Raw genomic sequence first — 26,695 nt, 5'->3', positions numbered from 1 at the left:
CGTCATGGAGATGATTTTATTCCGGGATAAGACCCGGGCGCAGCAAACCGATATTGTCGCGGTGCAGTCGCAGGTGGTGTACGGCAGCGTGGGGAACAGCATTGCGGTACCCAATATTCGTACCCACCGGCTTAACGTGACCGCCGTACCGACGGTGCTGTTCAGCAACACGCCGCACTATGACACCTTTTACGGCGGGGTGATCCCCGATGAGTGGTTCAGCGGCTACCTGAGGGCGCTGGAAGAGCGCGAGATCCTGCGCGAGCTTAAGGCGGTCACCACGGGCTACATGGGCAGCGCCAGCCAGATTGTTCTGCTGGCGCAGTGGCTGAAGGCAATCAAAGTGCAGCACCCGGAACTGCTGGTGCTGGTTGACCCGGTGATCGGGGATATCGACAGCGGTATGTACGTTAAACCTGATATTCCTGAGGCGTATCGTGAGCATCTGCTGCCGCTGGCGCAGGGCATTACGCCCAACGTATTCGAACTGGAAGTGTTAAGCGGTAAACCGTGCCGCACGCCAGAGAGCGCCATCGCCGCCGCGCAGGGGCTGCTTTCCGATACGCTGAAATGGGTGGCGATAACCAGTGCGCCAGTGGCCGACGACCAGCAGAATATTCACGTCGTGCTGGTGAGTAAAGAGGGCGTTACGGTAAGCGCACACCCGCGCGTCGAGACGGATCTGAAAGGAACGGGCGATCTGTTCTGTTCAGAACTGGTCAGCGGTATCGTGGGGGGAAAAACCGTTGCTGACGCCATACGCATGGCAGGCGATCGGGTGACTGACGTCATGATCTATACGCAGTCGAAAGGTTACGACGAGCTTATCCTCCCCGCATAAACAAAAATGGCGCCCGAAGGCGCCATTTTTCTGTGCGGCAAGAATTACTTCTTGATGCGGATAACCGGGGTTTCACCCACGGTGACGCTGCCAGACAGTTTGATCAGCTCTTTGATTTCGTCCATGTTGGAGATAACAACCGGCGTCAGGGTAGACTTGGCTTTTTCTTCCAGCAATGGCAGATCGAATTCAATCACCGGGTCGCCAACTTTAACACGCTGGCCTTCTTCTGCGATACGTTTGAAGCCTTCGCCTTTCAGTTCAACGGTGTCGATACCGAAGTGAACGAACAGTTCGATACCGCTATCAGATTCGATAGAGAACGCATGGTTGGTTTCAAAAATTTTACCGATGGTGCCGTCAACTGGAGCAACCATTTTGTTGCCAGTTGGTTTGATAGCAATGCCATCACCAACGATTTTCTCAGCAAACACTACATCCGGCACGTCTTCGATGTTGACGATCTCGCCGGAGAGCGGAGCAACAATCTCAATAGTTCCGGAGTCTTTCTTATCATCAGAAACCAGAGATTTCAGTTTATCGAACAAACCCATGATCTTCTCCTAAGCAGTAATTTGGGCCGCATCTCGTGGATTAGCAGATTGTTTTTTCTTCAATGAACTTGTTAACCAGCGTCATTAACTCGTCCGTTGTCGGTTGAGCAAGAGCCTGCTCTGCTAACACCTTCGCATCTTCGAAGTTCGTGTTACGGATAATCTTCTTAATGCGCGGGATGGAAATGGCGCTCATAGAGAATTCGTCCAGACCCATACCCAGCAACAGAAGTGTAGCACGTTCGTCGCCTGCAAGCTCACCACACATGCCAGTCCATTTACCTTCTGCATGAGAAGCATCAATAACTTGCTTGATCAAGTTCAGTACGGACGGTGACATTGGCTGGTAGAGATGTGAAATCATATCATTACCACGGTCAACTGCCAGGGTGTACTGCGTTAAATCATTGGTGCCGATACTAAAGAAATCAACTTCTTTGGCTAAATGACGCGCAATGGTCGCGGCTGCTGGTGTTTCCACCATTACGCCGATCTCAATTGACTCGTCAAATGCTTTACCTTCGTCACGCAGTTCCTGTTTGTAAATCTCGATCTCTTTCTTCAGTGCACGCACTTCTTCAACAGAGATGATCATCGGGAACATAATGCGCAGCTTACCGAAAGCAGAGGCACGCAGAATCGCACGCACCTGGTCACGCAGGATCTCTTTACGATCCATGGCGATACGCACTGCACGCCAGCCCAGGAATGGGTTCTCTTCTTTCGGGAAGTTCATGTACGGCAGCTCTTTGTCGCCACCGATGTCCATGGTACGGACGATAACGGCCTGAGAGCCACAGGCTTCAGCCACCGCTTTGTACGCCGCAAACTGCTCTTCTTCAGTTGGCAGGGCGTCACGGTCCATGAACAGGAATTCAGTACGATACAGACCCACACCTTCCGCGCCGTTGCGCTCAGCGCCATCGACGTCGCGTACGGTACCGATGTTAGCGCACACTTCTACCTGATGGCCGTCCAGCGTGATGGCTGGCAGGTCTTTCAGTTTAGCGAGTTCCGCTTTCTCGGTGGCAACCTGCTCCTGAACGGTACGCAGTTGCTCGATCACATCGTTAGTTGGGTTGACGTAAACCACGTTGTTTACGGCATCCAGAATCAGATAGTCGTCGTTTTTCACCTGAGTGGTGACGTTACCGGTACCCACGATGGCAGGCAGTTCCAGAGAACGCGCCATGATTGAGGTGTGGGAGGTACGGCCACCGGCGTCGGTGATGAAACCCAGCACCTTGTTCAGGTTCAGCTGTGCGGTTTCAGACGGGGTCAGATCAGCGGCAACCAGGATCACTTCGTCCTGAATCGCGCTCAGATCGATGATGGCCAGACCCAGGATGTTGCGCAGCAGGCGCTTACCGATGTCACGTACGTCAGCCGCACGCTCTTTCAGGTATTCATCGTCCAGCTCTTCCAGGGCAGATGCCTGACCTTCGATAACTTCATGCGCAGCCGCGTCGGCCGTCATGCCTTTATCTTTAATCAGGGCTATGATTTCCTGCTCCAGCTCCTCATCTTCGAGCAGCATGATGTGCCCTTCGAAGATAGCTTCTTTTTCTTCACCGAAAGTTTCGCCAGCTTTAGTTTTGATTGCTTCCAGTTGCGCAGATGCCTTGGCACGACCGCTCAGAAAACGTTCAACTTCCTGATCAACCTTGTCGGCAGAAATTTTTTTCCGGTCGATGACGATCTCGTCTTCTTTCAGCAGCAATGCTTTGCCGAAAGCGATACCCGGGGATGCTAAAATGCCTGAAATCATAACCCTACCTTACTTGTGACTGATATTTAAAAGAACCCGGAAATTTACTCGAGCTCAGCCATCAGTTTTACCAGATGCTCAACTGCTTTCTGCTCGTCTTCACCTTCAGCAGAGATAGTGACAACGGTGCCCTGAGTCAGGCCCAGAGTCTGCAGTTTGAACAGGCTTTTTGCGCTAGCGCTTTTGCCGTTGGAAGTCACAGTGATTTCAGAAGTGAAGCCTTTCGCTTCTTTAACAAACTGAGCAGCAGGGCGGGTGTGCAGACCGTTCGGAGCGGTAATGGTAACTTCTTGCTGGAACATTGTATTTCCCCAACTTATAGGTTTAGTGTTGTGGAACTAAAGTCTAGCCTGGCGACTGAACTTTAGCCTGTATTGTTAGCGCTGACGTTTCGATCGTCATTAAACATTATGCAGCGAAAGCAAGACTTGAACCAAATCATAAAATCGATTCAGCAAGGGTATTTCGTTCGCTGATTAATTTCACGCATCAAAATAATTGCTGGTTTAAATACCAGACCCAACGGGGTGAATCAATGCCAGGAGGGGTAAAACTTTGAAGCAGGCCACAAAAAAGCACCTAAAAAGGTGCTTTTTTACGCGTTATTAACATGCTGGCATTACTGTTGCAGTTCTTTCTCGGTAAACAGATCGGCAAACAGTGCAGTGCTTAAGTAACGCTCACCTGACGAAGGTAGGATAACCACAATATTCTTGTTGGTAAAGGACTCATCTTCCTGAAGTTTGAGCGCCGCCGCAACGGCAGCACCGGAAGAGATACCGGCCAGAATACCTTCTTCATCCATCAGGCGGCGTGCCGTCGAGATGGCTTCTTCGTTCGTGATCGTGACGACTTTATCGATAAGCTTCAGATCCAGGTTACCCGGAATAAAGCCTGCGCCGATACCCTGAATCTTGTGCGGGCCCGGCTTGAGCTCTTCACCCGCCAGCGCCTGGGTGATAACCGGCGAGTCGGTCGGCTCAACGGCCACGGTGATCAGGTCTTTTTTACCTTTCGTGCCTTTAATATAGCGTGACACACCGGTCAGCGTACCGCCGGTACCCACGCCGGAGATAAACACATCAACCTGGCCATCGGTATCTTCCCAGATTTCAGGCCCGGTGGTTTTCTCGTGAATTTCCGGGTTTGCCGGGTTGCTGAACTGCTGAAGCAGCAGGTATTTCGCCGGATCGCTGGCAACAATCTCTTCGGCTTTCTGAATGGCACCTTTCATGCCTTTCGCGCCTTCGGTCAGCACCAGGTTTGCGCCCAGCGCTTTGAGCAGCTTGCGGCGTTCGATGCTCATGGTTTCAGGCATGGTCAGCGTCAGCTTATAGCCACGCGCCGCAGCCACATAGGCCAGCGCAATACCGGTATTGCCGCTGGTAGGCTCCACCAGCTCAACGCCTGGCTTGAGCACGCCACGTTTTTCGGCATCCCAAATCATATTTGCACCGATACGGCATTTTACGCTGAAGCTCGGGTTGCGGGATTCGACCTTCGCCAGAATGCGTCCATTACCGATACGGTTCAGTCGAACCAGGGGCGTATGACCGATAGTCAGCGAGTTGTCTTCATAAATCTTACTCATGGCCTGTCCTTAACTGTATGAAATTGGGATACCGACCCAGCATACCTGCTAAGCAGGTATGGGGAAGTAAGGAATTCGCATATCTATATACTGCAAGGAAATAATGGGGATCAGTATGGAATAAGGGATAGCATAAGCCATCCCTTGTTTACACATTTTTGCATTACTTCCATAACGCGTGCTTAGCACGGTAGCAGTCGACCCACATTGCCGTTGCGCCGCACACCGCAACGGGCATGATGAAAAGATTAAGGAAGGGGACCAAGGTGAACAGGCTGGTAAGCGCGCCAAACTGCATATTGGCCATTTTCTGCGTGCGCAGCGCGGTACGCATCTCTTTAAAGGGCACCTTGTGGTTATCAAACGGGTAGTCGCAGTACTGAATAGCCAGCATCCAGGCGCTGAACAGGAACCACAGCACGGGCGCAACCGTCTGGCCGATACCGGGCACCAGATAAAGGAGAAGCAGTACAATTGCACGGGGGAGATACCAGGCGAATTTTTGCCATTCGCGCTTCATGATGCGCGGAATATCTTTCATGATCCCCAGTACGCCCGTGTCCGGTGGTGTGGCACCGGTCAGACGCGCTTCGAGCTGTTCCGCCAGCAGGCCGTTAAACGGCGCCGCAATCCAGTTGGCAATCGTTGAGAAGAAATAGCCGAACACCAACAGCACAGAAATCACCGCGAGTGGCCACAGCAGATAGCTCAGCCACTGCAGCCAGTCAGGTACATAACTCATCATGGCCGGGACCCAGCTTTCAAGCTTCGTGAAAAGCCACCAGAAGGCGCCGCCCATAAGAATAATGTTGATCAGCAAGGGCAGAATGACGAAACGTCGAATACCCGGCAGGGAGACCAGTTTCCAGCCCTGAGAAAAATACCAGACGCCGCTGCGTGGGGGAGAAGATGATGTTGAAACCATAACCAGGCTGTACTCCTTTTTTCACAACCAGTGGAATTGCCCGCCTATATTATCCAGTTACGGACCAATGACCAGTTCGGAAATGTTCGAAAAAACAGCAAAAAGCACGATTTAGTTCATCTTTATGCTGTGAATGCTCTGCACACACTTGCACTTGACGTAAACGGCAAATACTCTTAGTGAGTAAATGTTTGCCGTGGTGGCAAGGTGTTAGAACAACAGAGAATATAATGATGCAGGATTTGCGTCTGATATTAATCATTGTTGGCGCGATCGCCATAATCGCTTTACTGGTACATGGTTTCTGGACCAGCCGTAAAGAGCGTTCTTCTATGTTTCGCGATCGCCCACTGAAGCGCATGAAGTCCAGTCGTGACGACGATGAAAGTGAATATGACATCGACGATCGCGATGACGACGGCGTGGGTGAAGTTCGTGTTCATCGGGTCAATACTGCGCCCGGCGCGGCTCATGGGGAGCATGAAGCCCCCCGTACTGCGCAGCACCAGTATCAACCGCCGTATGCTTCTGCACAGCCGCGCCAGCCTGCGCCGCAGCCGGTTCCACAGCAACCCGTGCAGCAGCCTGTACAACCGCAGCCTGCTCAGCCGGTACAGCAACCGCCGCAACAGCCTGTTCAGGCGCAGCCTGCACCACAGCCAGCCCCGGCACCGCAGGTTGAGCCAGAGCCCGTTGTAGAGCCAGAACCGGTTGTTGAAAAACCGCAGCGTAAAGAAGCGGTGATCATCATGAACGTGGCCGCCCATCACGGCAGCCATCTGAACGGTGACGTGCTGCTTAACAGTATTCAACAGGCTGGCTTCAAGTTTGGCGACATGAATATTTTCCATCGCCACCTGAGCCCGGACGGTAGCGGCCCGGCGCTGTTTAGCCTGGCCAACATGGTTAACCCTGGCACCTTCGACCCTGAAATGACGGGCGATTTCGTGACGCCGGGCGTGACGATCTTTATGCAGGTTCCATCTTACGGTGACGAACTGCAAAACTTTAAGCTGATGCTGCAGTCCGCTCAGCACATCGCTGACGAAGTCGGTGGTGTGGTGCTCGACGACCAGCGTCGCATGATGACGCCGCAGAAACTGCGCGAGTATCAGGACCGCATCCGCGAAGTTAAGGAAGCCAACGCGTAATCGACGCGTTTTCTTCAACTCCTCCTCAACCCCCGCCTGTCGGGGGTTTTTTCTCATTGATGGTGCGATATGGACTCAATCGAACAACAAATCACTGAACTGCGAACCACGCTTCGCCATCATGAATATCTTTATCATGTGATGGACGCACCGGAAGTGCCGGATGCGGAGTACGATCGCCTGATGCGTGAACTGCGCGATTTAGAGGCGCAGCACCCGGAGTTGATCACCCCGGACTCCCCAACCCAACGTGTCGGCGCTGAACCGCTAGGTGCGTTCAGCCAGGTACGTCATGAAGTGCCGATGCTCTCTCTGGATAACGTCTTCGATGAAGAGAGCTTTCTCGCCTTTAATAAGCGTGTGCAGGATCGACTCAAAAGCAGCGACGCCCTGACCTGGTGCTGTGAGCTGAAGCTGGATGGCCTGGCCGTCAGCATCCTCTACGAAAACGGCGTGCTGGTCCGTGCCGCAACGCGCGGTGATGGCACCACCGGGGAAGACATCACCACCAACGTGCGTACCATCCGCGCGATCCCGCTGAAGTTGCACGGCGACAATATTCCTGCTCGTCTGGAAGTGCGCGGTGAAGTTTTCCTGCCGCAGGCGGGCTTCGAGAAAATCAACGAAGAGGCGCGTCGCACCGGTGGGAAGGTGTTTGCGAACCCGCGCAACGCGGCGGCAGGCTCTTTACGCCAGCTGGACCCGCGCATTACCGCGAAGCGACCGCTTACTTTCTTCTGCTATGGCGTCGGTATTCTGGAGGGAGGGGAACTGCCGGACACCCACCTCGGGCGTTTGCTGCAGTTTAAAGCGTGGGGCTTGCCGGTCAGCAACCGCGTGCAGCTTTGCGACTCACCGGAGGCGGTTCTTGCGTTTTATCGCAAGGTTGAAGAAGACCGCCCAACGCTCGGTTTTGATATCGATGGTGTGGTGATAAAGGTTAACTCGCTTGCGCTTCAGGAGCAGCTAGGCTTTGTGGCGCGAGCACCGCGCTGGGCTGTGGCGTTTAAATTCCCGGCCCAGGAGCAGATGACCTTTGTCCGCGATGTGGAGTTCCAGGTGGGTCGTACCGGAGCCATCACGCCGGTTGCACGTCTGGAGCCGGTGCACGTGGCCGGTGTGCTGGTGAGCAACGCCACGCTGCATAACGCGGATGAAATCGATCGTCTTGGCCTGCGTATTGGTGACAAAGTGGTGATTCGCCGGGCGGGAGATGTGATCCCGCAGGTCGTCAACGTGGTTCAGTCAGAGCGCCCTGATGATACGCGCGCCATCGTGTTTCCGACGCATTGCCCGGTATGTGGCTCAGACGTAGAGCGTGTGGAAGGCGAAGCGGTGGCTCGCTGTACCGGGGGATTAATCTGTGGCGCGCAGCGTAAAGAGTCACTCAAGCACTTCGTTTCCCGACGGGCAATGGACGTTGACGGCATGGGCGACAAAATTATCGACCAGTTGGTTGAGAAAGAGTATGTCCATACGCCTGCGGATCTTTTCAAACTGACGGCGGGTAAGCTGACCGGTCTTGACCGCATGGGGCCGAAGTCGGCTCAGAATGTAGTGAATGCGCTGGAAGCCGCCAAAGAGACCACGTTTGCCCGTTTCCTCTATGCGCTTGGTATTCGTGAGGTGGGTGAAGCCACCGCAGCAGGTCTGGCGGCGTACTTTGGCACGCTGGACGCGCTGGAGAAAGCGAGCATTGAGGAGCTGCAAAAAGTGCCTGATGTCGGCATTGTGGTGGCCACGCACGTCTTTAACTTCTTTGCCGAAGAGAGCAACCGCGACGTCATCGGAAAACTGCTGGAGCAGGGCATTAAATGGCCTGCGCCGGTCGTCGTCAATGCCGAAGAGATCGACAGCCCGTTTGCCGGTAAAACGGTAGTACTGACCGGCAGTCTCAGCCAGCTTTCACGGGATGATGCGAAGGCGCGTCTGGTGGCACTGGGGGCAAAAGTGGCGGGCAGCGTGTCGAAGAAAACGGATCTGGTGATCGCCGGGGAAGCCGCCGGTTCCAAGCTTGCAAAAGCGCAGGAGCTCGGGATTGAGGTAATCGATGAAGCAGAAATGATGCGTCTGCTGGGAGAGTAACGTGGAAAAAGAGCAGCTCGTCGAGATCGCCAATACAGAGATGCCGTTCGGTAAATATAAGGGCCGCAGGCTGATTGATTTGCCGGAAGAGTACCTTCTGTGGTTTGCCCGAAAGGATGAATTCCCGGCGGGACGACTGGGCGAGCTGATGGCCATCACGCTATTGATTAAAACCGAGGGGCTGACCCAGCTGGTTCAGCCCCTGAAACGTCCTTAAGCCTTCGCGGCGCGGGTCTCTTCCTGCGCCAGTTTTTCCGTCTGACGTTTATAACGACGCGCCAGTACTGCACAGACCATCAGCTGGATCTGATGGAAAATCATCAGCGGCAGTACCATCATCCCAATCACCGAGGTCGGGAACAGAATGTTGGCCATCGGGATGCCGTTTGCCAGGCTTTTCTTCGAGCCGCAGAACACAATGGTGATTTCGTCTGCTTTGTTGAAGCCACATTTGCGTGCCACAAAGACGTTTACCGCAATGACAATCGCCAGCAGGACGATACTGACCACCACGATAAACAGCAGCGAGCCTGCGCCCACCTTATGCCAGATACCATTCACCACGGCTTCGCTGAAGGCGGAGTAAACCACCAGCAGGATCGACGTCTGATCGGTTTTTGAGATCCATTTCTTGTGCTTCGCCACAAACGCCCCCGTCCACGGACGAGAAAGATGACCAAGGACAAATGGCAGAAGCAGCTGCAGACAGATTTTCCCGACCTGCTCCAGATTACCGCCTGCACCGTGCATATTCATCAGCAGGCCAACCAGCAGCGGCGAGACGAAAATCCCTAACAGGCTTGATGCCGATGCCGAGCAGACAGCGGCCGCGACGTTGCCGCCTGCCAGCGAAGTAAAGGCAATCGCGGACTGGACGGTGGCTGGCAAAATACAGAGGTAGAGGAAACCGGTATAGAGCGCCGGGTCAACATTGACCGGAGCCCACCACGCAAACAGCACGCCGAGTATTGGGAAAAGAATAAAGGTGCTGCACATGACCCACAGGTGGAGTCGCCAGTGGCTTCCCCCTGCGATAATGGCTTCGCGGGAGAGTTTGGCGCCGTGCATAAAGAACAGCAGCGCGATGGCCGCGGTAGTGAGTCCTTCAAAGAATGGCACAAAACCGCCGCGCGCGGGGAAGAAGGAGGCCAGTAAAACAGTGACGACCAGGGTAAGTGTAAACGGATCAAGAATACGAAATAGTTTCATAATGACTCCTGAAAACAGATGTCGCTATTGTGCTTTGTTCCCTTTGAGAAATAAAATTGATTTATTGCATCTATTCATGAATTAAACAGATGAATTATTCCTTACGTCAGCTTCGCGTTTTTGTCACCGTGGCCCATGCCCGCAGCTTCAGCCGGGCAGGGGAGATCATTGGCCTGAGCCAGTCGGCCGTCAGCCACAGTGTGAAAGAACTGGAACTCCAGACAGGTGTGCGTCTACTCGACCGCACCACGCGTGAAGTGGTATTAACCGAAGCCGGACAGCAGCTGGCGCTGCGACTGGAGCGGTTACTGGATGAACTGAACAGCACGCTCAGGGATGTCGGGAGACTGGGGCAGCAGCTTTCTGGCACCGTACGGGTGGCAGCAAGCCAGACGATTTCGGCGCATCTTATTCCGCAGTGTATTGCTGAGGGTAACCAGCGCTATCCGGATATCGATTTTGTGCTGCACGACAGGCCGCAACAGTGGGTGCTGGAGAGCATCCGCCAGGGCGATGTGGATTTTGGCATCGTCATCGATCCCGGCCAGGTGAGTGACCTGGAGTGTGAGATTGTGCTTTCTGAGCCTTTTTTGCTGCTCTGTCGGGACGACGATCCGCTGGCAATGCTGCCTCATGTTAGCTGGCAGACGCTGCAGGGCGCGAAACTGGTTTTACAGGATTATGCATCGGGCAGCCGTCCGTTGATTGACTCCGCGCTGAATGCTCAGGGGGTAAAAGCAACCATCGTGCAGGAGATTGGTCATCCGGCTACGCTGTTTCCTATGGTTGAGGCAGGCATTGGGATCAGCGTATTGCCTGCCCTGGCGCTGCCGTTGCCACAGGGGAGCCGGCTGGCTGTAAGACGGTTGACCCCGGTGGTTGACAGAAAGCTGATGCTGGTTCGACGAAAAAATCGTTCTCTTTCGGGGGCGGCACAGGCTATCTGGGAAGTGGTGCGTATCCAGGCGCAACGGTTAACCGAAGCCCGCATACGCGACCCACTGTTTAATGCTGCAGATGATTAGATGTAAATATCGATCTGATTGACATCTGATGGGTTGTTTACGCCTTCCACTTTGCCCTGCTTCTGGTCTTGTTTCTTCTGGGCCTCTTCCGCCTGCTGGCGCAATAGTTGTGCAAGCTGTGTCTGCAGCACTTTAAGCTGTGCCTGAATGAGCTCCTGCTGTTTTTTCTTCTCTTCCGGGCTGCCGGCACTCTCTGGCAGCTCTTTTAGCTGTTGAGTCAGTTTGGTGATTTGCTCCGTAATGCGGCTGATTTGGGCAGCAATATCGTTGCCACTGGAAGCACTCCCACCACTGTTACTGGTTTGAATAGGGTGGGTTGATGTCTGAATGGTCGTCATAGTCTTTCCTCTTACCATAAAACAGAGATATCGGCACCGATGGTGGGAGCTTGAGGAAAACTGCTATATCTGGCAGGGCGTTAGGCTGGCTGGAGCGGCTACAGGAAGTTTCTGTGCAAAAGATTCGAACCGTCCATATCGCAGATAGCAAAAAAGCGCCTTTAGGGCGCTTTTTTACATTGGTGGGTCGTGCAGGATTCGAACCTGCGACCAATTGATTAAAAGTCAACTGCTCTACCAACTGAGCTAACGACCCGAAATGGTGGGCGATGACGGGCTCGAACCGCCGACCCCCTCCGTGTAAAGGAGATGCTCTACCAACTGAGCTAATCGCCCATTTCGGAACTGCTGCGATAAGGTGAGAATGGTGGGCGATGACGGGCTCGAACCGCCGACCCCCTCCGTGTAAAGGAGATGCTCTACCAACTGAGCTAATCGCCCAATCTCAATTCTTATCTACACTGCGAGTCTACGTGAAGTAGATGGTGGGTGATGACGGGCTCGAACCGCCGACCCCCTCCGTGTAAAGGAGATGCTCTACCAACTGAGCTAATCACCCCCGCTGTGTGGAGTCGCATTATAGGGAGAGTTGAAAATGAGTCAACGCATTTTCTAAAGTTTTTATTCGTTCGTCGTAAAATTAAACAAAACGATCGTGAAATGGGCTGTGGCGCATGATTTCTAAACAAAAACAGCAAACTCGGTCACGATAAAGGGATCGACATTGAGGAATCGCCGCACAGTGATAGAATATTGCCCATCGTTTTTTCCCCAGGATTTGCCGATTGCCGGCATCTTTATAACGTAAGGCCATTTAATGAAAATCAAAACTCGCTTCGCGCCCAGCCCGACAGGCTACCTGCACGTCGGTGGTGCACGTACTGCTCTCTATTCCTGGCTTTTTGCACGCCACAACAAAGGTGAGTTCGTGCTGCGTATTGAAGACACCGATCTCGAGCGCTCCACGCCGGAAGCAATTGAAGCCATTATGGATGGGATGAACTGGCTGAATCTGCAGTGGGATGAAGGTCCTTACTTCCAGACCAAACGTTTTGACCGTTATAACGCGGTGATAGACGAGATGCTGGTCGCGGGTACGGCATACAAATGCTATTGCTCTAAAGAGCGCCTGGATGCGCTACGTGAAGAGCAGATGGCGAACGGCGAAAAGCCGCGTTATGACGGCCGCTGCCGCCATGACCACGGCGAGCATGCCGCTGATGAACCTTGCGTGGTGCGTTTTGCCAACCCACAGGACGGCTCTGTTATTTTTGACGACCAGATCCGTGGCCCAATCGAATTCAGCAACCAGGAGCTGGACGATCTGATCATCCGCCGTACCGACGGTTCTCCAACCTATAACTTCTGCGTGGTGGTTGACGACTGGGACATGGAAATCACCCACGTTATCCGTGGCGAAGACCATATCAATAACACCCCGCGCCAGATCAACATCCTGAAAGCGTTAAATGCCCCTGTTCCGGTCTATGCGCACGTTTCAATGATCAACGGTGACGACGGTAAAAAGCTGTCTAAACGTCACGGTGCGGTCAGCGTTATGCAGTATCGCGACGACGGCTATCTGCCGGAAGCGCTGCTGAACTACCTGGTGCGTCTGGGCTGGGCTCATGGCGATCAGGAAATTTTCAGCCGCGAAGAGATGATCGATCTGTTCTCTCTGAACTCTGTGAGCAAATCCGCCAGTGCGTTTAACACTGACAAGCTGCTGTGGCTGAACCACCACTACATCAATACCATGCCGCCGGAATATGTGGCGACTTACCTGCAGTGGCACATTGAGCAGGCCAATATTGATACCCATACTGGCCCTGAGCTGGCGGACCTGGTGAAACTGCTCGGCGAGCGTTGCAAAACGCTGAAAGAGATCGCCGAGAGCTGCCGCTACTTTTATGAAGAGTTTGATGAGTTCGATGCGGATGCCGCGAAGAAACATCTGCGTCCTGTTGCGCGTCAGCCGCTGGAAGTGGTACGTGACAAACTGGCTGCCCTCACTGAGTGGACCGCAGAGAATGTGCATCATGCGATTCAGGCTACCGCTGATGAACTGGAAGTCGGTATGGGTAAAGTGGGTATGCCACTGCGCGTAGCGGTGACCGGTGCGGGTCAGTCTCCGGCGCTGGATGTTACCGTTCACGCGATCGGTAAGTCTCGCAGCGTGGCGCGCATTAACAAGGCTCTGGGATTTATTGCTGAACGCGAAAACCAGCAGTAAAACAGCCTGAGATGCAAAAACGGCAGGGTAACCTGCCGTTTTTTTATGCGTGTAATTCAGCAATACCCAAGCGCGTAAGAAAACCACTGATGCCTTCGCGTTTTAGCAACACGTGCAGTCGTTCCTGTTCCAGCTGCGTCATGTTTTCAAGCGTGTCGACAATCTGCACGAGCAGATTCGACGACGCAGGATCGCCATAGGGCATCGTTGCTTCTGCCAGGTGGTAAACCGCCTGACGGTTGCGAATGGCCGGGAGGTTCATGATATGCTCCTTCACCCGAGCATCAATGTGGATCAGCCGCGCCCGTCCCCCTTTCACGCCATTGATCCCTTCGGTTTTCCAGCCCTGCTGACGAATCCAGCGGTTAACGGTTTGCCGGGCAACACCCAGGCTGTTCGCCAGCTCTTCCGTGGTCATTTTGCTGCGTAATCTTTTCATATCAGTTATGGTCGCGAATCCCTAAACGTTGCAACAATCCGGTAATCCCTTCCCGCAGTAACAGCGATGTCATCTGCTTTTGCTCTTCCGGCGTCATTTCATTCGCCAGCGTCAGAAGTAATGTGTGCAGAGAACCGTTTTGCAACGCATTTTCCGGCATATCTGCGGTTTCCGTTGCCCGGCGCGCGCTGCGGATAAAGTCACGCACTTTCTCGTTCACATGTACCAGGCGCGCTTTCCCGCCCTGAACTCCCGGTTTTGGCGATGTAATCCAACCCTCTTTGCGTACCCATTTATTGATGGTCTGGCGGCTATAGCCAGTGAGGAGGGCTAACTCTTCTGGCGTCATTCGTTCCTTGATCATACAATTTCCTGAATATTTGTGGGGTCAATTAACGGTTCATTTTATAGCACCGTTTTAGGTGAAAACGTGACAGGCTTAACTCCTGACTGCGAGGCGGCTCGCAAAGTGGTTCATTTGCATGATTTTTCGGCGATTGAACGGCAGTGAATGATTTTGCCGTTGACACTCCGCAGCGGAATTCATATTATGCCGCCCGTCAACATGACAGCTTTACGATGGGGCTATAGCTCAGCTGGGAGAGCGCTTGCATGGCATGCAAGAGGTCAGCGGTTCGATCCCGCTTAGCTCCACCAAACTCTGAACCCAACAGAGTAGGGTAAGTAAAGTAACATGTGGGGCTATAGCTCAGCTGGGAGAGCGCTTGCATGGCATGCAAGAGGTCAGCGGTTCGATCCCGCTTAGCTCCACCAAAATTTGAACCCTCGTCGAAAGACGGGGGTTTTTTTTATGTCTTTGTAACGACCTTCACCCTCTTTTGTTGCCAAATTAGCAGCGTTCCTATACCTCGCCTCAATCCAAATCAATAAACGAGTCTATAAATGGACTTCAACTTGATTCGAGCAATTAATAAACCTATTATCCGTCCGGCCAATAATTTGCATGGTAAAACAGATTATCCAACTTAATGAATAGAAAAACTTACAATAATGTAAAGATATTTATGATTGCTCTGGCGCTGTGTTTGATTACGGTGCCCTTTTCCCGTTATATCTCTCCACGCGCTATAGTAAATGGTCATGATGTTTATCTGGCATGGCTGCCGTTAAGCGTTATGCTGGCCGTGATTTTGTTATTTGGGCGTCGGGCAATCATTCCCATTCTTTTAAGTTTCACTATTGCTAACATCTACAATATTAATTTAGCGCCACTACAATATTTAGTATTATTGATCTGTCAGACGTTTTCTGTTTTTGCTGCCTGTGGCGTCCTGCGCCTTGTGCTGGGCAAGCGCTGGCGTCACTGCGTGCCGAACAAACACATTGGGCAACGTATATTCTGGCTGGGCTTTATGGTGCCGATAGGCATTAAAGGGTTGATGTATCTGGCTGGCTTTTTATTTGATTTTCCCGTGACTATCTCAACATTCTTTGGCGAAGGCACCGTAATTTATAACATCGTTGATATTCAAAGCTTGATATGCGCAGCGTTGATTTTCACCATGATGTTCTATTATCCATTAAGAATGATAATTAATCCCCGCTATGTCAGAACCTTCTGGCTGCGGAGCGTGAAGCCAGTGTTTTTTCATAAAAAATCTTTGTATGTATTCATCTGGCTGGTTTTTTTAATTTTCACCCTTGCCGTGTTATGTGCGCCATTTGAGTCACCGGTTATTGCTGGCTATTTAATGCCAGTCATTTTTATTCTCTTTACGCTAGGTATCAGTCGCCTCAGCTATGCGCTCATCTCTTTACTGTGGGCGGCATCCGCTCTGCTGCTGTTGACCTATAACTACAACTTCCTTAATGGCGTCGAATCTGGGCATTCACTCTCCTTTATCCTGTCTGTGCTGATCTCTTTCGCTATCTGTCTGCTTTACATGTCGCGGCTCTACCAGCGAAGCAACTGGTTGAAGCAGGACTGGCAGGACAGGGCGCTGACCGACCCGCTGACTGGTTTACCGAATATTCGAGCGCTGGAAGAGTTTCTTCAGGCTCAGCCGGATGCAAAAATCTGCTGCCTGCGGATGGATAACCTGGAATTTTTAAGCCGCCACTACGGCATTCTCATGCGGGTGCATTGCAAACGTAGGGTAACCACCTCCCTGCAGTCGCTGTTGCAGAAAGATGAGAAGCTCTTCCAGTTGCCAGGCAGCGAGCTGGTCATTGTATTGTTGGGGCCTGAAACCGCTGAACGGCTGCAGCATATGGTTGATCAATTAAACAGCCGTAAAATTTACTGGAACAACACGGGGCTGGATATCGAGTTTGGCGCATCCTGGGGAATGGTCGAAAACGGCGAGAACTTGCACCATACGCTGGGCCAACTGAGCTGGCTGGCCGAGCAGTCATGCGGAGCGCATAACGTACTCGCGCTCACCAATAGCCTGGAGGCCGCATCAGGGCAAACCACAGAACGGGTGCTGATGTTAGCGCGTATCAAACATGCCCTGGATGCCGGTCAGTTTCATTTATATGCTCAGCCAATCCAGAAAGCGGACGGCAGCGGTTATTACGAAATACTGGCGCGCATGGAAAGCGAGGGAGAGATTATCACGCCTGACCGCTTCATCCCGCTGATTGCCCAGTTTAACCTGAGCCACCGGTTTGATATGTGCGTGCTGGAAAAACTGTTGTTGTGGTTGCGCGATCATCCTGCGTCGCAGGGTGGCACTCGCTTTTCTGTCAACCTGATGCCTCTGACGTTGATGCAAAAAGAGGTGGCTACCGAGATTAGCGCGTTGTTCGAACACTATGGTATCGCACCGCAGGAGGTTGTCCTGGAGATCACGGAAGAGCAGGCCTTCTCGAACTCTGGCAGCAGTATCAAAAACCTTCAGCAGCTGCGGGATCGTGGTTTCCGTATCGCGATTGATGATTTTGGTACCGGCTATGCCAACTACGAACGACTCAGACGCCTTCAGGCGGATATCATTAAAATAGATGGCTGCTTTGTTAAAGATATCTGTACCGACGACATGGACGCGATGATTGTGCAGTCGATTTGTAATCTGGCAAAAACCAAATCACTGAGTGTGGTGGCAGAATATGTGGAGACGCCGGCGCAACGCGACATGCTGCTGCGCTTTGGTGTGGATTACCTGCAGGGATACCTGATAGGCAAACCGACGCCGCTTGACGCACTGCAGGCATAAAAAAACCGGGAGCCAGGCTCCCGGTTCTCATATAACGTGACGGGTTACAGTACCAGTGCTGCGATAGATGCTGACAGTACGCTCACCAGCGTTGAGCCGTAAACCAGTTTCAGACCGAAGCGAGAAACAACGTTACCCTGTTCTTCGTTCAGACCTTTAATCGCACCGGCGATGATACCGATGGACGAGAAGTTCGCGAAGGAAACCAGGAAAACGGACAGGATGCCTTCCGCACGTGGAGAGAGCGTGCTGGCGATTTTCTGCAGATCCATCATTGCAACGAATTCGTTAGAAACCAGTTTGGTCGCCATGATACTGCCAACCTGCAGCGCTTCGTGAGCAGGGACACCCATCACCCATGCAACAGGGTAGAAGATGTAGCCCAGGATGCCCTGGAAGGAGATGCCCAGAACCGCGGCGAACAGGGCGTTCAGGGCAGAGATCAGGGCGATGAAGCCGATCAGCATCGCGGCAACGATAATCGCCACTTTAAAGCCCGCCAGAATATATTCACCCAGCATTTCGAAGAAGCTCTGACCTTCGTGCAGATTTGCCATCTGCAGGTTCTCTTCGCCTTCCTCAACACGGTATGGGTTGATCAGTGACAGCACGATAAAGGTACTGAACATATTCAGCACCAGAGCAGCAACCACATATTTTGGTTCCAGCATGGTCATATACGCGCCCACGATAGACATGGAAACGGTGGACATTGCTGTTGCGGCCATGGTGTACATACGGTTACGGGACATCTTGCCGAGAATATCTTTATACGCGATAAAGTTCTCTGACTGGCCCAGAATCAGGGAGCTGACGGCGTTGAATGATTCCAGCTTACCCATACCGTTAACTTTGGACAGTACGGTACCAATGGCGCGGATCACAATCGGCAGAACACGGATGTGTTGCAGAATACCGATCAGCGCAGAGATGAAGACGATTGGGCAAAGTACTTTCAGGAAGAAGAATGCCAGCCCTTCGTCGTTCATTTTACCGAAGACAAAGTTCGTCCCTTCGTTGGCGAATCCGAGCAGTTTTTCGAACATTTCGGAGAAGCCTTTTACGAAGCCAAGCCCCACGTTGGAGTTCAGGAAGAACCACGCGAGCAAAACTTCAATAATGAGAAGCTGAACAACAAAGCGAATGCGGATTTTTTTACGGTCATGGCTGACCAGCAACGCAAGCGCAGTAACGACAACGAGTGCCAGGACAAAGTGAAGGACGCGGTCCATATTTGCTCCAAATATGAGGCAGGTTTAATTTTCGTGCACATTCTATGTAACAACCGAAAAGAAAACGAGATCAAGGACACACTATAGTTACATCCTGTGACGAGTCTCAAAAATAGTGATCCACAATACATTTTTGTTATGTTAGGTAAATGAGTGAAAAGTTAAGTTTGTGTGCTAGTCTTCACAAAAGAGCGCGCGATTTCGGTTTCTGTTAGAGCGCCCCCGCTTACCCGCCTGTCTATCGTTCAAAGCTATCAGAGAAATCACTGCAACCGTTACAAATGATCTTGATAATCATTCTCATTTTGATAGCATTAAACATAGCAAAGGCTATATTTCAGAGGCAGAAATGACAAACAGTCGCGTAGAGGGTAGCAGTGGCAGAGCAGCGCGCAAGTTGCGGTTCGCATTAATGGGACCTGCGTTCATCGCTGCCATTGGCTATATCGATCCAGGCAATTTTGCAACCAATATTCAGGCCGGGGCCAGCTTTGGCTATAAACTTCTGTGGGTGGTTGTCTGGGCTAACCTGATGGCTATGCTGATTCAGATGCTTTCCGCGAAACTGGGTATTGCCACCGGTAAAAACCTGGCGGAACAGATCCGTGATCATTACCCGCGCCCGGCGGTATGGTTGTACTGGGTCCAGGCGGAAATCATTGCGATGGCAACCGATCTTGCCGAATTCATTGGTGCGGCAATTGGTTTCAAGCTGATCCTCGGCGTATCACTGCTGCAGGGGGCGGTACTTACCGGCATTGCCACCTTCCTTATTCTGATGCTGCAGCGTCGGGGGCAAAAACCGCTGGAAAAAGTCATCGGCGGCCTGCTGCTGTTTGTCGCTGCGGCCTATATTGTCGAACTGATTTTCTCGCAGCCAAACCTGGCGCAACTCGGTAAAGGGATGGTAATCCCAAGCCTGCCAACCTCTGAAGCGGTGTTCCTCGCCGCCGGGGTGCTGGGGGCGACCATCATGCCACATGTGATTTATCTTCACTCCTCGTTAACCCAGCACCTGCACGGTGGGACGCGTAAAGAACGCTATTCGGCAACCAAATGGGATGTTGCTATCGCCATGACGATTGCCGGTTTTGTGAATCTGGCGATGATGGCTACCGCTGCCGCAGCGTTCCACTTTAACGGTCACACCGGCATTGCCGATCTCGATCAGGCCTATCTGACGCTGGAGCCGTTACTGAGCCATGCGGCTGCGACTATATTTGGCTTAAGCCTGGTGGCGGCAGGTCTCTCCTCTACGGTGGTAGGAACACTGGCCGGGCAGGTGGTCATGCAGGGGTTCGTCCGTTTCCATATACCGCTGTGGGTACGTCGCACCGTCACAATGTTGCCGTCATTTGTGGTGATCCTGATGGGGCTGGACCCAACACGCATTCTGGTCATGAGCCAGGTGCTGCTGAGCTTCGGGATCGCACTTGCGCTGGTGCCGCTGCTGATCTTTACCAGCAACAAACATCTGATGGGCGAACTGGTTAACACCACGCTGGTGAAACGGACCGGATGGGTCATCGTGGTTGTGGTAGTGGCGCTGAACCTGTGGTTACTGATAGGCACGGCATTGGGGTTATAAAAGAAAAAGGAGCCGGGAGGCTCCTTTTTTAGATTAGTGACGACCGTGGCCGTGACCATGTCCACCGCGACCTTTACCGCCGCGATCCCAGCCGCCACGGCGATCATCACGGTCGTTCCAGCCTTCGCGATAACCACGCTCGTAGGCGTTGTTTTTGTACCAGCCGCGGTGCAAACCATTATCATGTTTCCACCAGCGGTCGCCGCGCCACTCATAGTGACGGTGCCAGTAGTCACGGTCGCGCCAGTAGCCACCGTCCCAGTATCTGCCGTAGTCGTCACGATCGCCAATTTGTAATTTTACTGATGGCAACAGGGTGATTTCGCCAGCAGTGGCGACCAGCGGGGCCGAAGCCAGTAATACCGCTGCAAGAATCAGTGACCTGAACATACTCTTCTCCTTCACGATCGGGGCCTTAGGGGGCCTGTTAACGCAATTTTACGAGTTGGGAAAGCCTCGTTTCATCGCCTCAACTCCGAATTCAGACGTGATAGCACTTTTTGCTAAAGCAGGATTTATTTTGAGCTATTCAGGATCGCGTCAATGGTGGCAAGCTCTTCCGCCGTGAAATGGCGGTTCTCCAGCATGCCCACTGCATCGTCTATTTGCCCGGTTTTACTGGCGCCAATCAGTACGGAAGTTACCGCCTCGTGGCGCAAAATCCAGGCCAGCGCCATCTGAGACAGCTTCTGTCCCCGGCTTTCTGCCAGCGCGTTCAACTTTTTGACTTTTTCCAGTTTCTCCTGGGTTATCTGATCCGGGTTCAGGAACTTACTCCCGCTCGCGGCACGGGAGTCAGCCGGAATGCCGTTCAGATAACGATCGGTCAGTTGACCACCCGCCAGCGGCGAGAACGGAATGCAGCCGACACCTTTTTCCTGCAAAACGTCCAGCAAGCCCGCTTCCGGCGCACGTTCAAACATTGAATATTTCGGCTGATGGATCAGACACGGCGTGCCGAGGTCATGAAGTATGTCGATAGCCTGCCGTGCAAGCTCGGCCGGGTAATTGGACAAACCGACATACAGGGCTTTCCCCTGACGCACCAGATGGTCAAGCGCTTTCATTGTCTCCTGCAGCGGCGTTTCCGGGTCTGGACGGTGGTGATAGAAGATATCAACATACTCCAGCCCCATACGTTTCAGACTTTGATTCAGGCTTGCGATGAGATATTTGCGCGATCCCCAGTCACCGTAAGGGCCGTCCCACATGGTATAGCCCGCTTTCGTCGAGATGATCAGTTCATCGCGCCACGGCAGAAAATCTTCCTGCAAAATGCGGCCGAAATTGCGCTCGGCGGAACCGGGAGGCGGACCATAGTTATTGGCAAGGTCGAAGTGTGTAATACCAAGATCAAACGCGCGCTGTAAAAGTTGACGGCTGTTTTCGATAAGCGTGGCGTCACCGAAGTTGTGCCAGAGCCCAAGAGAGACGGCGGGTAATTTAACGCCACTTTGCCCACAGCGACGATATAGCATTGTCTGATAACGGTTTTTATCTGGCTGATAGTGCATTCTCATGACCTCTGGCGCTGAAAAGTAAGAACAGTGTATGCGTTTACACTGATGCGAAAAAACAGAGCATAGCGCAGCCTTTTTTGTAAAGCATTCTTTCCATACTCTTCTTTCTGCCATTTCTGGACAGCCATCACGCTTATTTAATACTCAAAGTGAGGTCAACGTCAGAAGGACACCTGTTATGCGAACCCCGTACTGCGTCGCCGATTACCTGCTGGACCGTCTTACAGATTGTGGTGCCGATCATCTGTTTGGCGTGCCGGGCGACTATAACCTGCAGTTTCTCGATCATGTCATCGACAGCCCGGATATCTGTTGGGTGGGCTGTGCCAATGAGCTAAACGCATCTTATGCCGCTGACGGATATGCCCGATGTAAGGGCTTTGCCGCGCTGCTGACAACATTTGGCGTAGGGGAATTAAGTGCCATGAACGGCATGGCCGGCAGCTTTGCCGAGCATGTTCCGGTGTTACACATTGTGGGGGCACCGGGTACGGCCTCACAGCAAAAAGGTGAGCTGCTGCACCACACGCTGGGTGATGGTGAGTTCCGTCACTTCTACCATATGAGTGAACCGATCACGGTCGCGCAGGCGATCCTGACCGAACAAAACGCCTGCTACGAAATCGACAGAGTGTTAACAACCATGCTGCGGGAGCGACGTCCAGGCTACCTGATGCTGCCTGCTGATGTGGCTAAAAAATCAGCCACGCCGCCTGTAAACGCTCTCACGTTAAAGACAGCGCATGCCGATAACGCCTGCCTGAAAGCGTTCCGAGACGCCGCCGAGAGCAGGCTGAAAACAAGCAAGCGTACCGCGCTGTTGGCCGATTTCCTGGTCCTGCGCCACGGCATGAAACATGCCCTGCAGAAATGGGTGAAAGAGGTGCCCATTGCCCACGCCACCATGCTGATGGGCAAGGGCATTTTTGACGAACGCCAGCCCGGTTTTTATGGCACGTACAGTGGTTCGGCAAGCGTCGGGGCGGTAAAAGAGGCCATCGAAGGGGCGGATACGGTACTGTGCATTGGCACGCGTTTTACTGATACTCTGACGGCGGGGTTTACCCATCAGCTGACGCAGGCGCAAACGATAGAAGTGCAGCCCCATGCCGCACGGGTGGGGGATGTCTGGTTTACCGGTATCCCTATGTCTGACGCGATCGAGACGCTGGTGGCTCTCTGCAAACAGTATGTCCACGATACCCTGGTGCCAGTCTCTCACAGCGGTATCGCCTTCCCGCAATCCGAGGGCTCGCTCACTCAGGAGAATTTCTGGAGCACCCTGCAAACCTTTATTCGCCCGGGTGACATTATTCTTGCCGACCAGGGGACGTCAGCCTTTGGTGCGATCGATCTGCGTCTGCCGGCAGACGTGAATTTTATCGTCCAGCCGCTGTGGGGCTCCATTGGCTACACCCTGGCCGCGGCGTATGGTGCCCAAACCGCCTGTCCAGACCGGCGCGTCATTGTGCTCACGGGGGATGGCGCCGCGCAGTTGACCATTCAGGAACTGGGCTCGATGCTGCGTGATAAACAGCACCCCATTATCCTGGTGCTCAACAATGAAGGGTACACCGTAGAAAGGGCCATTCATGGACCGGAACAGCGCTATAACGACATTGCCTTATGGAACTGGACGCAAATTCCGCAGGCACTGAGCCTGGATCCTCAGGCACAGTGCTGGCGGGTCAGTGAAGCGGAACAGCTGGCGGAGGTGCTCGAAAAAGTGGCACACCACGAGCGACTATCATTGATTGAAGTGATGCTACCCAAAGCGGATATCCCGCCGCTGTTAGGGGCGATTACCAAAGCGCTGGAAGCGCGTAACAACGCCTGATCACTTGTCGTTACGCCAGGCCATCATCATCGGTTTGCCCGCCAGCAGGAGCCAGGCGGGCAACATCACGATGCAAAGTAACGGGATGAGAGTAGTATCCGGAACCACCACCGCGGCCATAAACAGGCTCAGCCAGGCATCACGCGTCACCACCAATACCAGCCCCAGAATAGAGCAAGAGACGGTTATCGCCGCCGGAACGGCATCCACATGTTCATGCAGCATCAGCCCCAACGCGACGCCAACAAAGACCGCCGGGAAGATCCGTCCGCCACGGAAACCGCACGCTGCCGCCACCACCAGCGCAGCCAGCTTTATGAGCGCAAACAGCAAATAATCGGACACGCTAAATACCTGACTGAAGGCCAGCTGTTGCATCTCATCCAGACCTTTAAACAGCGTTACCTTACCGCCGATGGCCCCTAAAATGCCGAGGATCAATCCGCCAACCCCGAGGATAAGCACCGGATGTTTGAGCTTATGCACCAGCCGGTGCAGACGCGGCAGACACCATACGGCGATCATCCCCAGCGCAATGGCAATAGCGACCACAACCGCACCGCTGAAGATATCGGCTATCTGCATCTGGCCGTAGTGGGGAAGGGAGAGCGAGAAGTGTGGATTGAAAAACAGACTGGTGGTGAGCGCACCGGCCGCGGCGGCCATCAGTGGCGCAAAGAGTTTATCCCAGAGCGGCACGTCGTTATTGCTGGAAAGCGTCTGCGAGAAAATCAGCGCGGCCGCGACCGGCGTACCGAAGAGCGCGCCAATGGTGCCAGCCGATGCCAGAATCGTCCAGTCCAGGGCCCCGACGCGGGGTAAAATGCGTGAACCGAGATACACCGCCAGACCGATGTTGACCGCCATGATCGGGTGTTCCGGCCCCAGGCTAACGCCGCCCGCCAGACCGATAATCAACGCGATAATGAGCCCTGGCAGCGCTGCAGGTGCGACCGGAGCACCAATCAGCGGTTCCAGCGCCGGATCTGGCCCGGCGTGCCCTGGGCTAAAGCGGATCACCAGACCCACCGCAATCCCCGTCAGGGTCAGCATCATAATGATCCACGCCGGCGAATCAACGCTGATACCCACCTGAGCCGGAAGCGCAGTCCATAACATCGTTTGCAGCACCGAGGCGACTTTCATCACGACGATAAGCACCAGGCTTGAGACAATACCAATAATTAAGGCCGGGATTGCCAGCAACAGCATGGTTCTGGCTCGCGGGTGGAGCATGATAATTTCCTTGTACAAAAAGGTATTACGTTACTTTGCACAATCAGCATTGTGGCAATAGTGCAAAAGGTGCTGAAACGGTAAAGTTATTCTGTGACGAAGATCGATAATCCCGGGGCATTCACCTTCCGGTCGTTGTTGTTATCACGCCTTGAATTTACAGTGTTCCAAAGATTTATTCTGACTTTAGCGGAGCAGTAGAAGAATGACAAAGTATGCTTTGGTAGGAGATGTGGGCGGCACTAACGCGCGCCTGGCATTATGCGATGTAAGTAGCGGTGAAATTTCCCTGGCGAAAACCTATTCAGGGCTGGATTACCCCAGCCTTGAGGCCGTTGTACGCGTCTATCTGGAAGAGCACAAGGTCAGCGTTGAAGATGGCTGTATCGCGATTGCCTGCCCGATTACCGGCGACTGGGTCGCGATGACCAACCATACCTGGGCATTTTCCATTGCCGAGATGAAAAAGAACCTCGGCTTTGCACATCTGGAAATCATCAACGACTTTACTGCGGTGTCGATGGCCATCCCGATGCTGAAGCCAGAGCACCTGACTCAGTTTGGCGGTACTGCCCCGGTAGAAGGCAAGCCGATTGCCGTATACGGTGCTGGTACAGGGCTGGGCGTTTCGCATCTGGTTCATGTTGATAAGCGCTGGGTGAGTCTGCCGGGTGAAGGTGGCCACGTGGACTTTGCACCGAACAGCGAAGAAGAGGGCATTATTCTGGAAGAGCTACGCGCTGAGATCGGCCACGTGTCGGCTGAGCGCGTGCTTTCCGGCCCGGGGCTGGTAAACCTGTATCGTGCCATTGTGAAGTCTGACGGCCGTCTGCCGGAAAATCTGCAGCCGAAAGACGTGACCGAGCGCGCACTGGCAGATAGCTGCATCGACTGCCGTCGCGCACTGTCGCTGTTCTGCGTGATAATGGGGCGTTTTGGTGGCAACCTGGCGCTTACGCTCGGCACCTTTGGTGGCGTTTACATTGCCGGTGGCATTGTGCCGCGCTTCCTGGAGTTCTTCAAAGCGTCAGGCTTCCGCGGCGGGTTCGAAGACAAAGGACGTTTTAAAAGCTACGTGCAGGACATTCCTGTTTATCTGATTGTGCACGACAACCCGGGTTTACTTGGCTCGGGCGCCCACCTGCGTCAGGTGCTCGGCCAGATCCTCTAAAACCCAGCCCCTCTCTTGCGGGAGAGGGGATTTACAGGTGCATTAACTGGCGGAACTCTTTGACCTTGCTGCGGCTCACTGGCACCTGAAAATCAAGATCCTTCAGGCGCAAAATGTAGGTATTGTTAAACCACGGCTCGATCTCGCGGATCTTGTTTAAATTCACACAAAACGAGCGGTGACAGCGGAAGAAATGCGCTGTCGGCAGCTTGCTGCAAAACTCGGTAATGTTCATCGCCATCACGTACGATTCCCGCCGCGTATAAACAAACGTCATCTTTTCATGGGCTTCGGCATAGTAGATATCGTTAACCGGCGTCACGATGATACGTTCATCCTTCACCAGGTTAATCGTGTCATTCTCACGTACTGCGGGGCTTGCGGTGACAGGGGCGTTCTGCTGTTGCCACGCGGCCTCCAGCTTTTGCAGCATGGTGACGATGCGCGACTCCTGGTAAGGCTTAAGGATATAGTCAAACGCCTCCAGCTCGAAGGCTTCAACCGCGTGCTCCTTCCAGGCGGTGACGAAGACAATAAACGGCTTATGGGCAAACTGATTGATGTTTTGCGCCAGTAATACGCCATCCAGCGACGGAATGTTGATATCAAGAAAAATGGCATCAACGCGGTTATGCTGCAAAAACTTCAGCACGTCCAGACCATCGTCAAACGTGCCCACGATCTCCATCTGACTGTGCGTTTTGATGAGCCAGCTCAGCTCCTGTTGAGCCAGAAACTCATCTTCTACAATGATCACTTTCACGGGTTACTCC

General features: G+C 53.2%; 24 protein-coding genes and 6 tRNA genes. 12 read left to right on the top strand and 18 right to left on the bottom strand.

Annotation, left to right across the window (positions count from 1 at the left end; genetic code table 11):
* The first annotated feature begins 4 nt into the window (after nucleotides 1-4).
* A complete protein-coding gene (gene pdxK / locus VF709_RS04515; protein ID WP_114519234.1) occupies nucleotides 5-841 on the top strand; it encodes a pyridoxine/pyridoxal/pyridoxamine kinase in 837 nt (278 codons plus the stop codon).
* Nucleotides 842-885: 44 nt separating this feature from the next.
* On the opposite strand, the gene crr is transcribed toward pdxK, so the two are convergent.
* The 5 genes from crr to cysZ all read right to left on the bottom strand — a co-directional run bounded on the left by crr (nucleotide 886) and on the right by cysZ (nucleotide 5,679).
* A complete protein-coding gene (gene crr / locus VF709_RS04510; protein WP_003861316.1) occupies nucleotides 886-1,395 on the bottom strand; it encodes a PTS glucose transporter subunit IIA in 510 nt (169 codons plus the stop codon).
* Nucleotides 1,396-1,435: 40 nt separating this feature from the next.
* Nucleotides 1,436-3,163, bottom strand: a complete 1,728-nt coding sequence (ptsI, locus tag VF709_RS04505) for a phosphoenolpyruvate-protein phosphotransferase PtsI (RefSeq protein WP_013098199.1) — start codon at nucleotides 3,161-3,163, stop codon at nucleotides 1,436-1,438.
* A 44-nt stretch (nucleotides 3,164-3,207) separates the two neighbouring features.
* A complete protein-coding gene (gene ptsH, locus VF709_RS04500; protein ID WP_000487600.1) occupies nucleotides 3,208-3,465 on the bottom strand; it encodes a phosphocarrier protein Hpr in 258 nt (85 codons plus the stop codon).
* Nucleotides 3,466-3,782: 317 nt separating this feature from the next.
* Nucleotides 3,783-4,754: a cysteine synthase A gene (gene cysK / locus VF709_RS04495; RefSeq protein WP_013098198.1), complete on the bottom strand. Its 972-nt coding sequence runs from the start codon at nucleotides 4,752-4,754 to the stop codon at nucleotides 3,783-3,785.
* Nucleotides 4,755-4,917: 163 nt separating this feature from the next.
* A complete protein-coding gene (gene cysZ, locus VF709_RS04490) occupies nucleotides 4,918-5,679 on the bottom strand; it encodes a sulfate transporter CysZ (RefSeq protein ID WP_038420311.1) in 762 nt (253 codons plus the stop codon).
* Nucleotides 5,680-5,909: 230 nt separating this feature from the next.
* Between cysZ and zipA the strand changes: the two genes are divergently transcribed.
* From zipA to VF709_RS04475, 3 genes are all read left to right on the top strand, one after another.
* On the top strand, nucleotides 5,910-6,830 hold the full coding sequence (gene zipA / locus VF709_RS04485) for a cell division protein ZipA (protein ID WP_440230958.1): 921 nt from the start codon (nucleotides 5,910-5,912) through the stop codon (nucleotides 6,828-6,830).
* A gap of 69 nt (nucleotides 6,831-6,899) precedes the next feature.
* Entirely contained in the window at nucleotides 6,900-8,915 is a 2,016-nt protein-coding gene (gene ligA, locus VF709_RS04480) for an NAD-dependent DNA ligase LigA (protein WP_013098195.1), read from the top strand.
* Nucleotide 8,916: 1 nt separating this feature from the next.
* Nucleotides 8,917-9,132, top strand: a complete 216-nt coding sequence (locus VF709_RS04475; RefSeq protein WP_003861328.1) for a DUF3820 family protein — start codon at nucleotides 8,917-8,919, stop codon at nucleotides 9,130-9,132.
* Here VF709_RS04475 and VF709_RS04470 read toward each other — a convergent pair.
* Nucleotides 9,129-10,124, bottom strand: coding sequence for a bile acid:sodium symporter family protein (locus VF709_RS04470; protein ID WP_029883927.1), 996 nt, complete (start codon nucleotides 10,122-10,124; stop codon nucleotides 9,129-9,131). The two genes, VF709_RS04475 and VF709_RS04470, sit on opposite strands and share 4 nt — an antisense overlap.
* Before the next feature lie 89 nt (nucleotides 10,125-10,213).
* On the opposite strand from VF709_RS04470, the gene VF709_RS04465 reads away from it, so the two are divergent.
* Nucleotides 10,214-11,149: a LysR family transcriptional regulator gene (locus VF709_RS04465; protein WP_013098193.1), complete on the top strand. Its 936-nt coding sequence runs from the start codon at nucleotides 10,214-10,216 to the stop codon at nucleotides 11,147-11,149.
* Here the strand turns inward: VF709_RS04465 and VF709_RS04460 are convergent.
* The 5 genes from VF709_RS04460 to VF709_RS04440 all read right to left on the bottom strand — a co-directional run bounded on the left by VF709_RS04460 (nucleotide 11,146) and on the right by VF709_RS04440 (nucleotide 12,046).
* Nucleotides 11,146-11,487 (bottom strand): FlxA-like family protein, encoded by a 342-nt coding sequence (locus tag VF709_RS04460; RefSeq protein ID WP_013098192.1) that lies wholly within the window; start codon nucleotides 11,485-11,487, stop codon nucleotides 11,146-11,148. The genes VF709_RS04465 and VF709_RS04460 overlap by 4 nt on opposite strands.
* Nucleotides 11,488-11,667: 180 nt before the next feature.
* A tRNA-Lys gene (locus VF709_RS04455) sits at nucleotides 11,668-11,743 on the bottom strand.
* Between the two features lie 4 nt (nucleotides 11,744-11,747).
* Nucleotides 11,748-11,823: transfer RNA gene (locus VF709_RS04450), tRNA-Val, on the bottom strand.
* 29 nt (nucleotides 11,824-11,852) lie between these two features.
* Nucleotides 11,853-11,928 (bottom strand) — tRNA-Val (locus tag VF709_RS04445).
* A gap of 42 nt (nucleotides 11,929-11,970) precedes the next feature.
* A tRNA-Val gene (locus VF709_RS04440) sits at nucleotides 11,971-12,046 on the bottom strand.
* A gap of 258 nt (nucleotides 12,047-12,304) precedes the next feature.
* On the opposite strand from VF709_RS04440, the gene gltX reads away from it, so the two are divergent.
* Nucleotides 12,305-13,720 carry a glutamate--tRNA ligase gene (gene gltX, locus VF709_RS04435; RefSeq protein ID WP_149896190.1) on the top strand — a complete coding sequence of 472 codons (1,416 nt, stop codon included), beginning with the start codon at nucleotides 12,305-12,307 and terminating at the stop codon, nucleotides 13,718-13,720.
* 43 nt (nucleotides 13,721-13,763) lie between these two features.
* Here gltX and VF709_RS04430 read toward each other — a convergent pair whose 3' ends face one another.
* Complete coding sequence (locus VF709_RS04430; protein ID WP_013098190.1) at nucleotides 13,764-14,159, bottom strand: YfeC-like transcriptional regulator; 396 nt, start codon at nucleotides 14,157-14,159, stop codon at nucleotides 13,764-13,766.
* Between the two features lies 1 nt (nucleotide 14,160).
* The gene (locus VF709_RS04425) at nucleotides 14,161-14,523 is read right to left on the bottom strand and encodes a YfeC-like transcriptional regulator (protein WP_020690601.1); all 363 of its coding nucleotides are present in this window, start codon (nucleotides 14,521-14,523) and stop codon (nucleotides 14,161-14,163) included.
* A 217-nt stretch (nucleotides 14,524-14,740) separates the two neighbouring features.
* Here VF709_RS04425 and VF709_RS04420 point away from each other — a divergent pair.
* The 3 genes from VF709_RS04420 (at nucleotide 14,741) to VF709_RS04410 (ending at nucleotide 17,338) form a co-directional block, all read left to right on the top strand.
* Nucleotides 14,741-14,816, top strand: a tRNA-Ala gene (locus tag VF709_RS04420).
* 41 nt (nucleotides 14,817-14,857) lie between these two features.
* Nucleotides 14,858-14,933: transfer RNA gene (locus VF709_RS04415), tRNA-Ala, on the top strand.
* A 215-nt stretch (nucleotides 14,934-15,148) separates the two neighbouring features.
* Nucleotides 15,149-17,338: an EAL domain-containing protein gene (locus VF709_RS04410; protein WP_149896191.1), complete on the top strand. Its 2,190-nt coding sequence runs from the start codon at nucleotides 15,149-15,151 to the stop codon at nucleotides 17,336-17,338.
* A 44-nt stretch (nucleotides 17,339-17,382) separates the two neighbouring features.
* Here VF709_RS04410 and VF709_RS04405 read toward each other — a convergent pair whose 3' ends face one another.
* The gene (locus tag VF709_RS04405; protein ID WP_440230954.1) at nucleotides 17,383-18,570 is read right to left on the bottom strand and encodes a NupC/NupG family nucleoside CNT transporter; all 1,188 of its coding nucleotides are present in this window, start codon (nucleotides 18,568-18,570) and stop codon (nucleotides 17,383-17,385) included.
* 349 nt (nucleotides 18,571-18,919) lie between these two features.
* Between VF709_RS04405 and VF709_RS04400 the strand changes: the two genes are divergently transcribed.
* Nucleotides 18,920-20,158: an Nramp family divalent metal transporter gene (locus VF709_RS04400; RefSeq protein WP_038420300.1), complete on the top strand. Its 1,239-nt coding sequence runs from the start codon at nucleotides 18,920-18,922 to the stop codon at nucleotides 20,156-20,158.
* Between the two features lie 33 nt (nucleotides 20,159-20,191).
* Here the strand turns inward: VF709_RS04400 and VF709_RS04395 are convergent, their stop codons facing one another.
* Both VF709_RS04395 and mgrA read right to left on the bottom strand, forming a co-directional pair.
* Nucleotides 20,192-20,548, bottom strand: a complete 357-nt coding sequence (locus tag VF709_RS04395; protein WP_013098185.1) for a DUF2502 domain-containing protein — start codon at nucleotides 20,546-20,548, stop codon at nucleotides 20,192-20,194.
* Between the two features lie 125 nt (nucleotides 20,549-20,673).
* On the bottom strand, nucleotides 20,674-21,672 hold the full coding sequence (mgrA, locus tag VF709_RS04390) for an L-glyceraldehyde 3-phosphate reductase (protein WP_013098184.1): 999 nt from the start codon (nucleotides 21,670-21,672) through the stop codon (nucleotides 20,674-20,676).
* 184 nt (nucleotides 21,673-21,856) lie between these two features.
* Here mgrA and ipdC point away from each other — a divergent pair, with 184 nt between their 5' ends.
* Nucleotides 21,857-23,515, top strand: a complete 1,659-nt coding sequence (ipdC, locus tag VF709_RS04385) for an indolepyruvate decarboxylase (protein WP_029881752.1) — start codon at nucleotides 21,857-21,859, stop codon at nucleotides 23,513-23,515.
* Here the strand turns inward: ipdC and VF709_RS04380 are convergent, their stop codons facing one another.
* Nucleotides 23,516-24,751, bottom strand: a complete 1,236-nt coding sequence (locus tag VF709_RS04380) for an ion channel protein (RefSeq protein WP_013098182.1) — start codon at nucleotides 24,749-24,751, stop codon at nucleotides 23,516-23,518. It lies immediately after the preceding gene.
* 205 nt (nucleotides 24,752-24,956) lie between these two features.
* Here VF709_RS04380 and glk point away from each other — a divergent pair, with 205 nt between their 5' ends.
* Complete coding sequence (gene glk / locus VF709_RS04375; protein ID WP_149896192.1) at nucleotides 24,957-25,922, top strand: glucokinase; 966 nt, start codon at nucleotides 24,957-24,959, stop codon at nucleotides 25,920-25,922.
* A 31-nt stretch (nucleotides 25,923-25,953) separates the two neighbouring features.
* Here the strand turns inward: glk and VF709_RS04370 are convergent, their stop codons facing one another.
* Nucleotides 25,954-26,685, bottom strand: coding sequence for a LytR/AlgR family response regulator transcription factor (locus VF709_RS04370; RefSeq protein WP_013098180.1), 732 nt, complete (start codon nucleotides 26,683-26,685; stop codon nucleotides 25,954-25,956).
* Nucleotides 26,686-26,695 lie beyond the last annotated feature (10 nt).

It is taken from the genome of Enterobacter sp. Lyrl_3, assembly GCF_051948675.1.
GTDB lineage: Bacteria > Pseudomonadota > Gammaproteobacteria > Enterobacterales > Enterobacteriaceae > Enterobacter > Enterobacter cloacae.
Note: the sequence above shows the minus strand (reverse complement) of the source record. Positions and strands in the feature narration are given on the sequence as shown.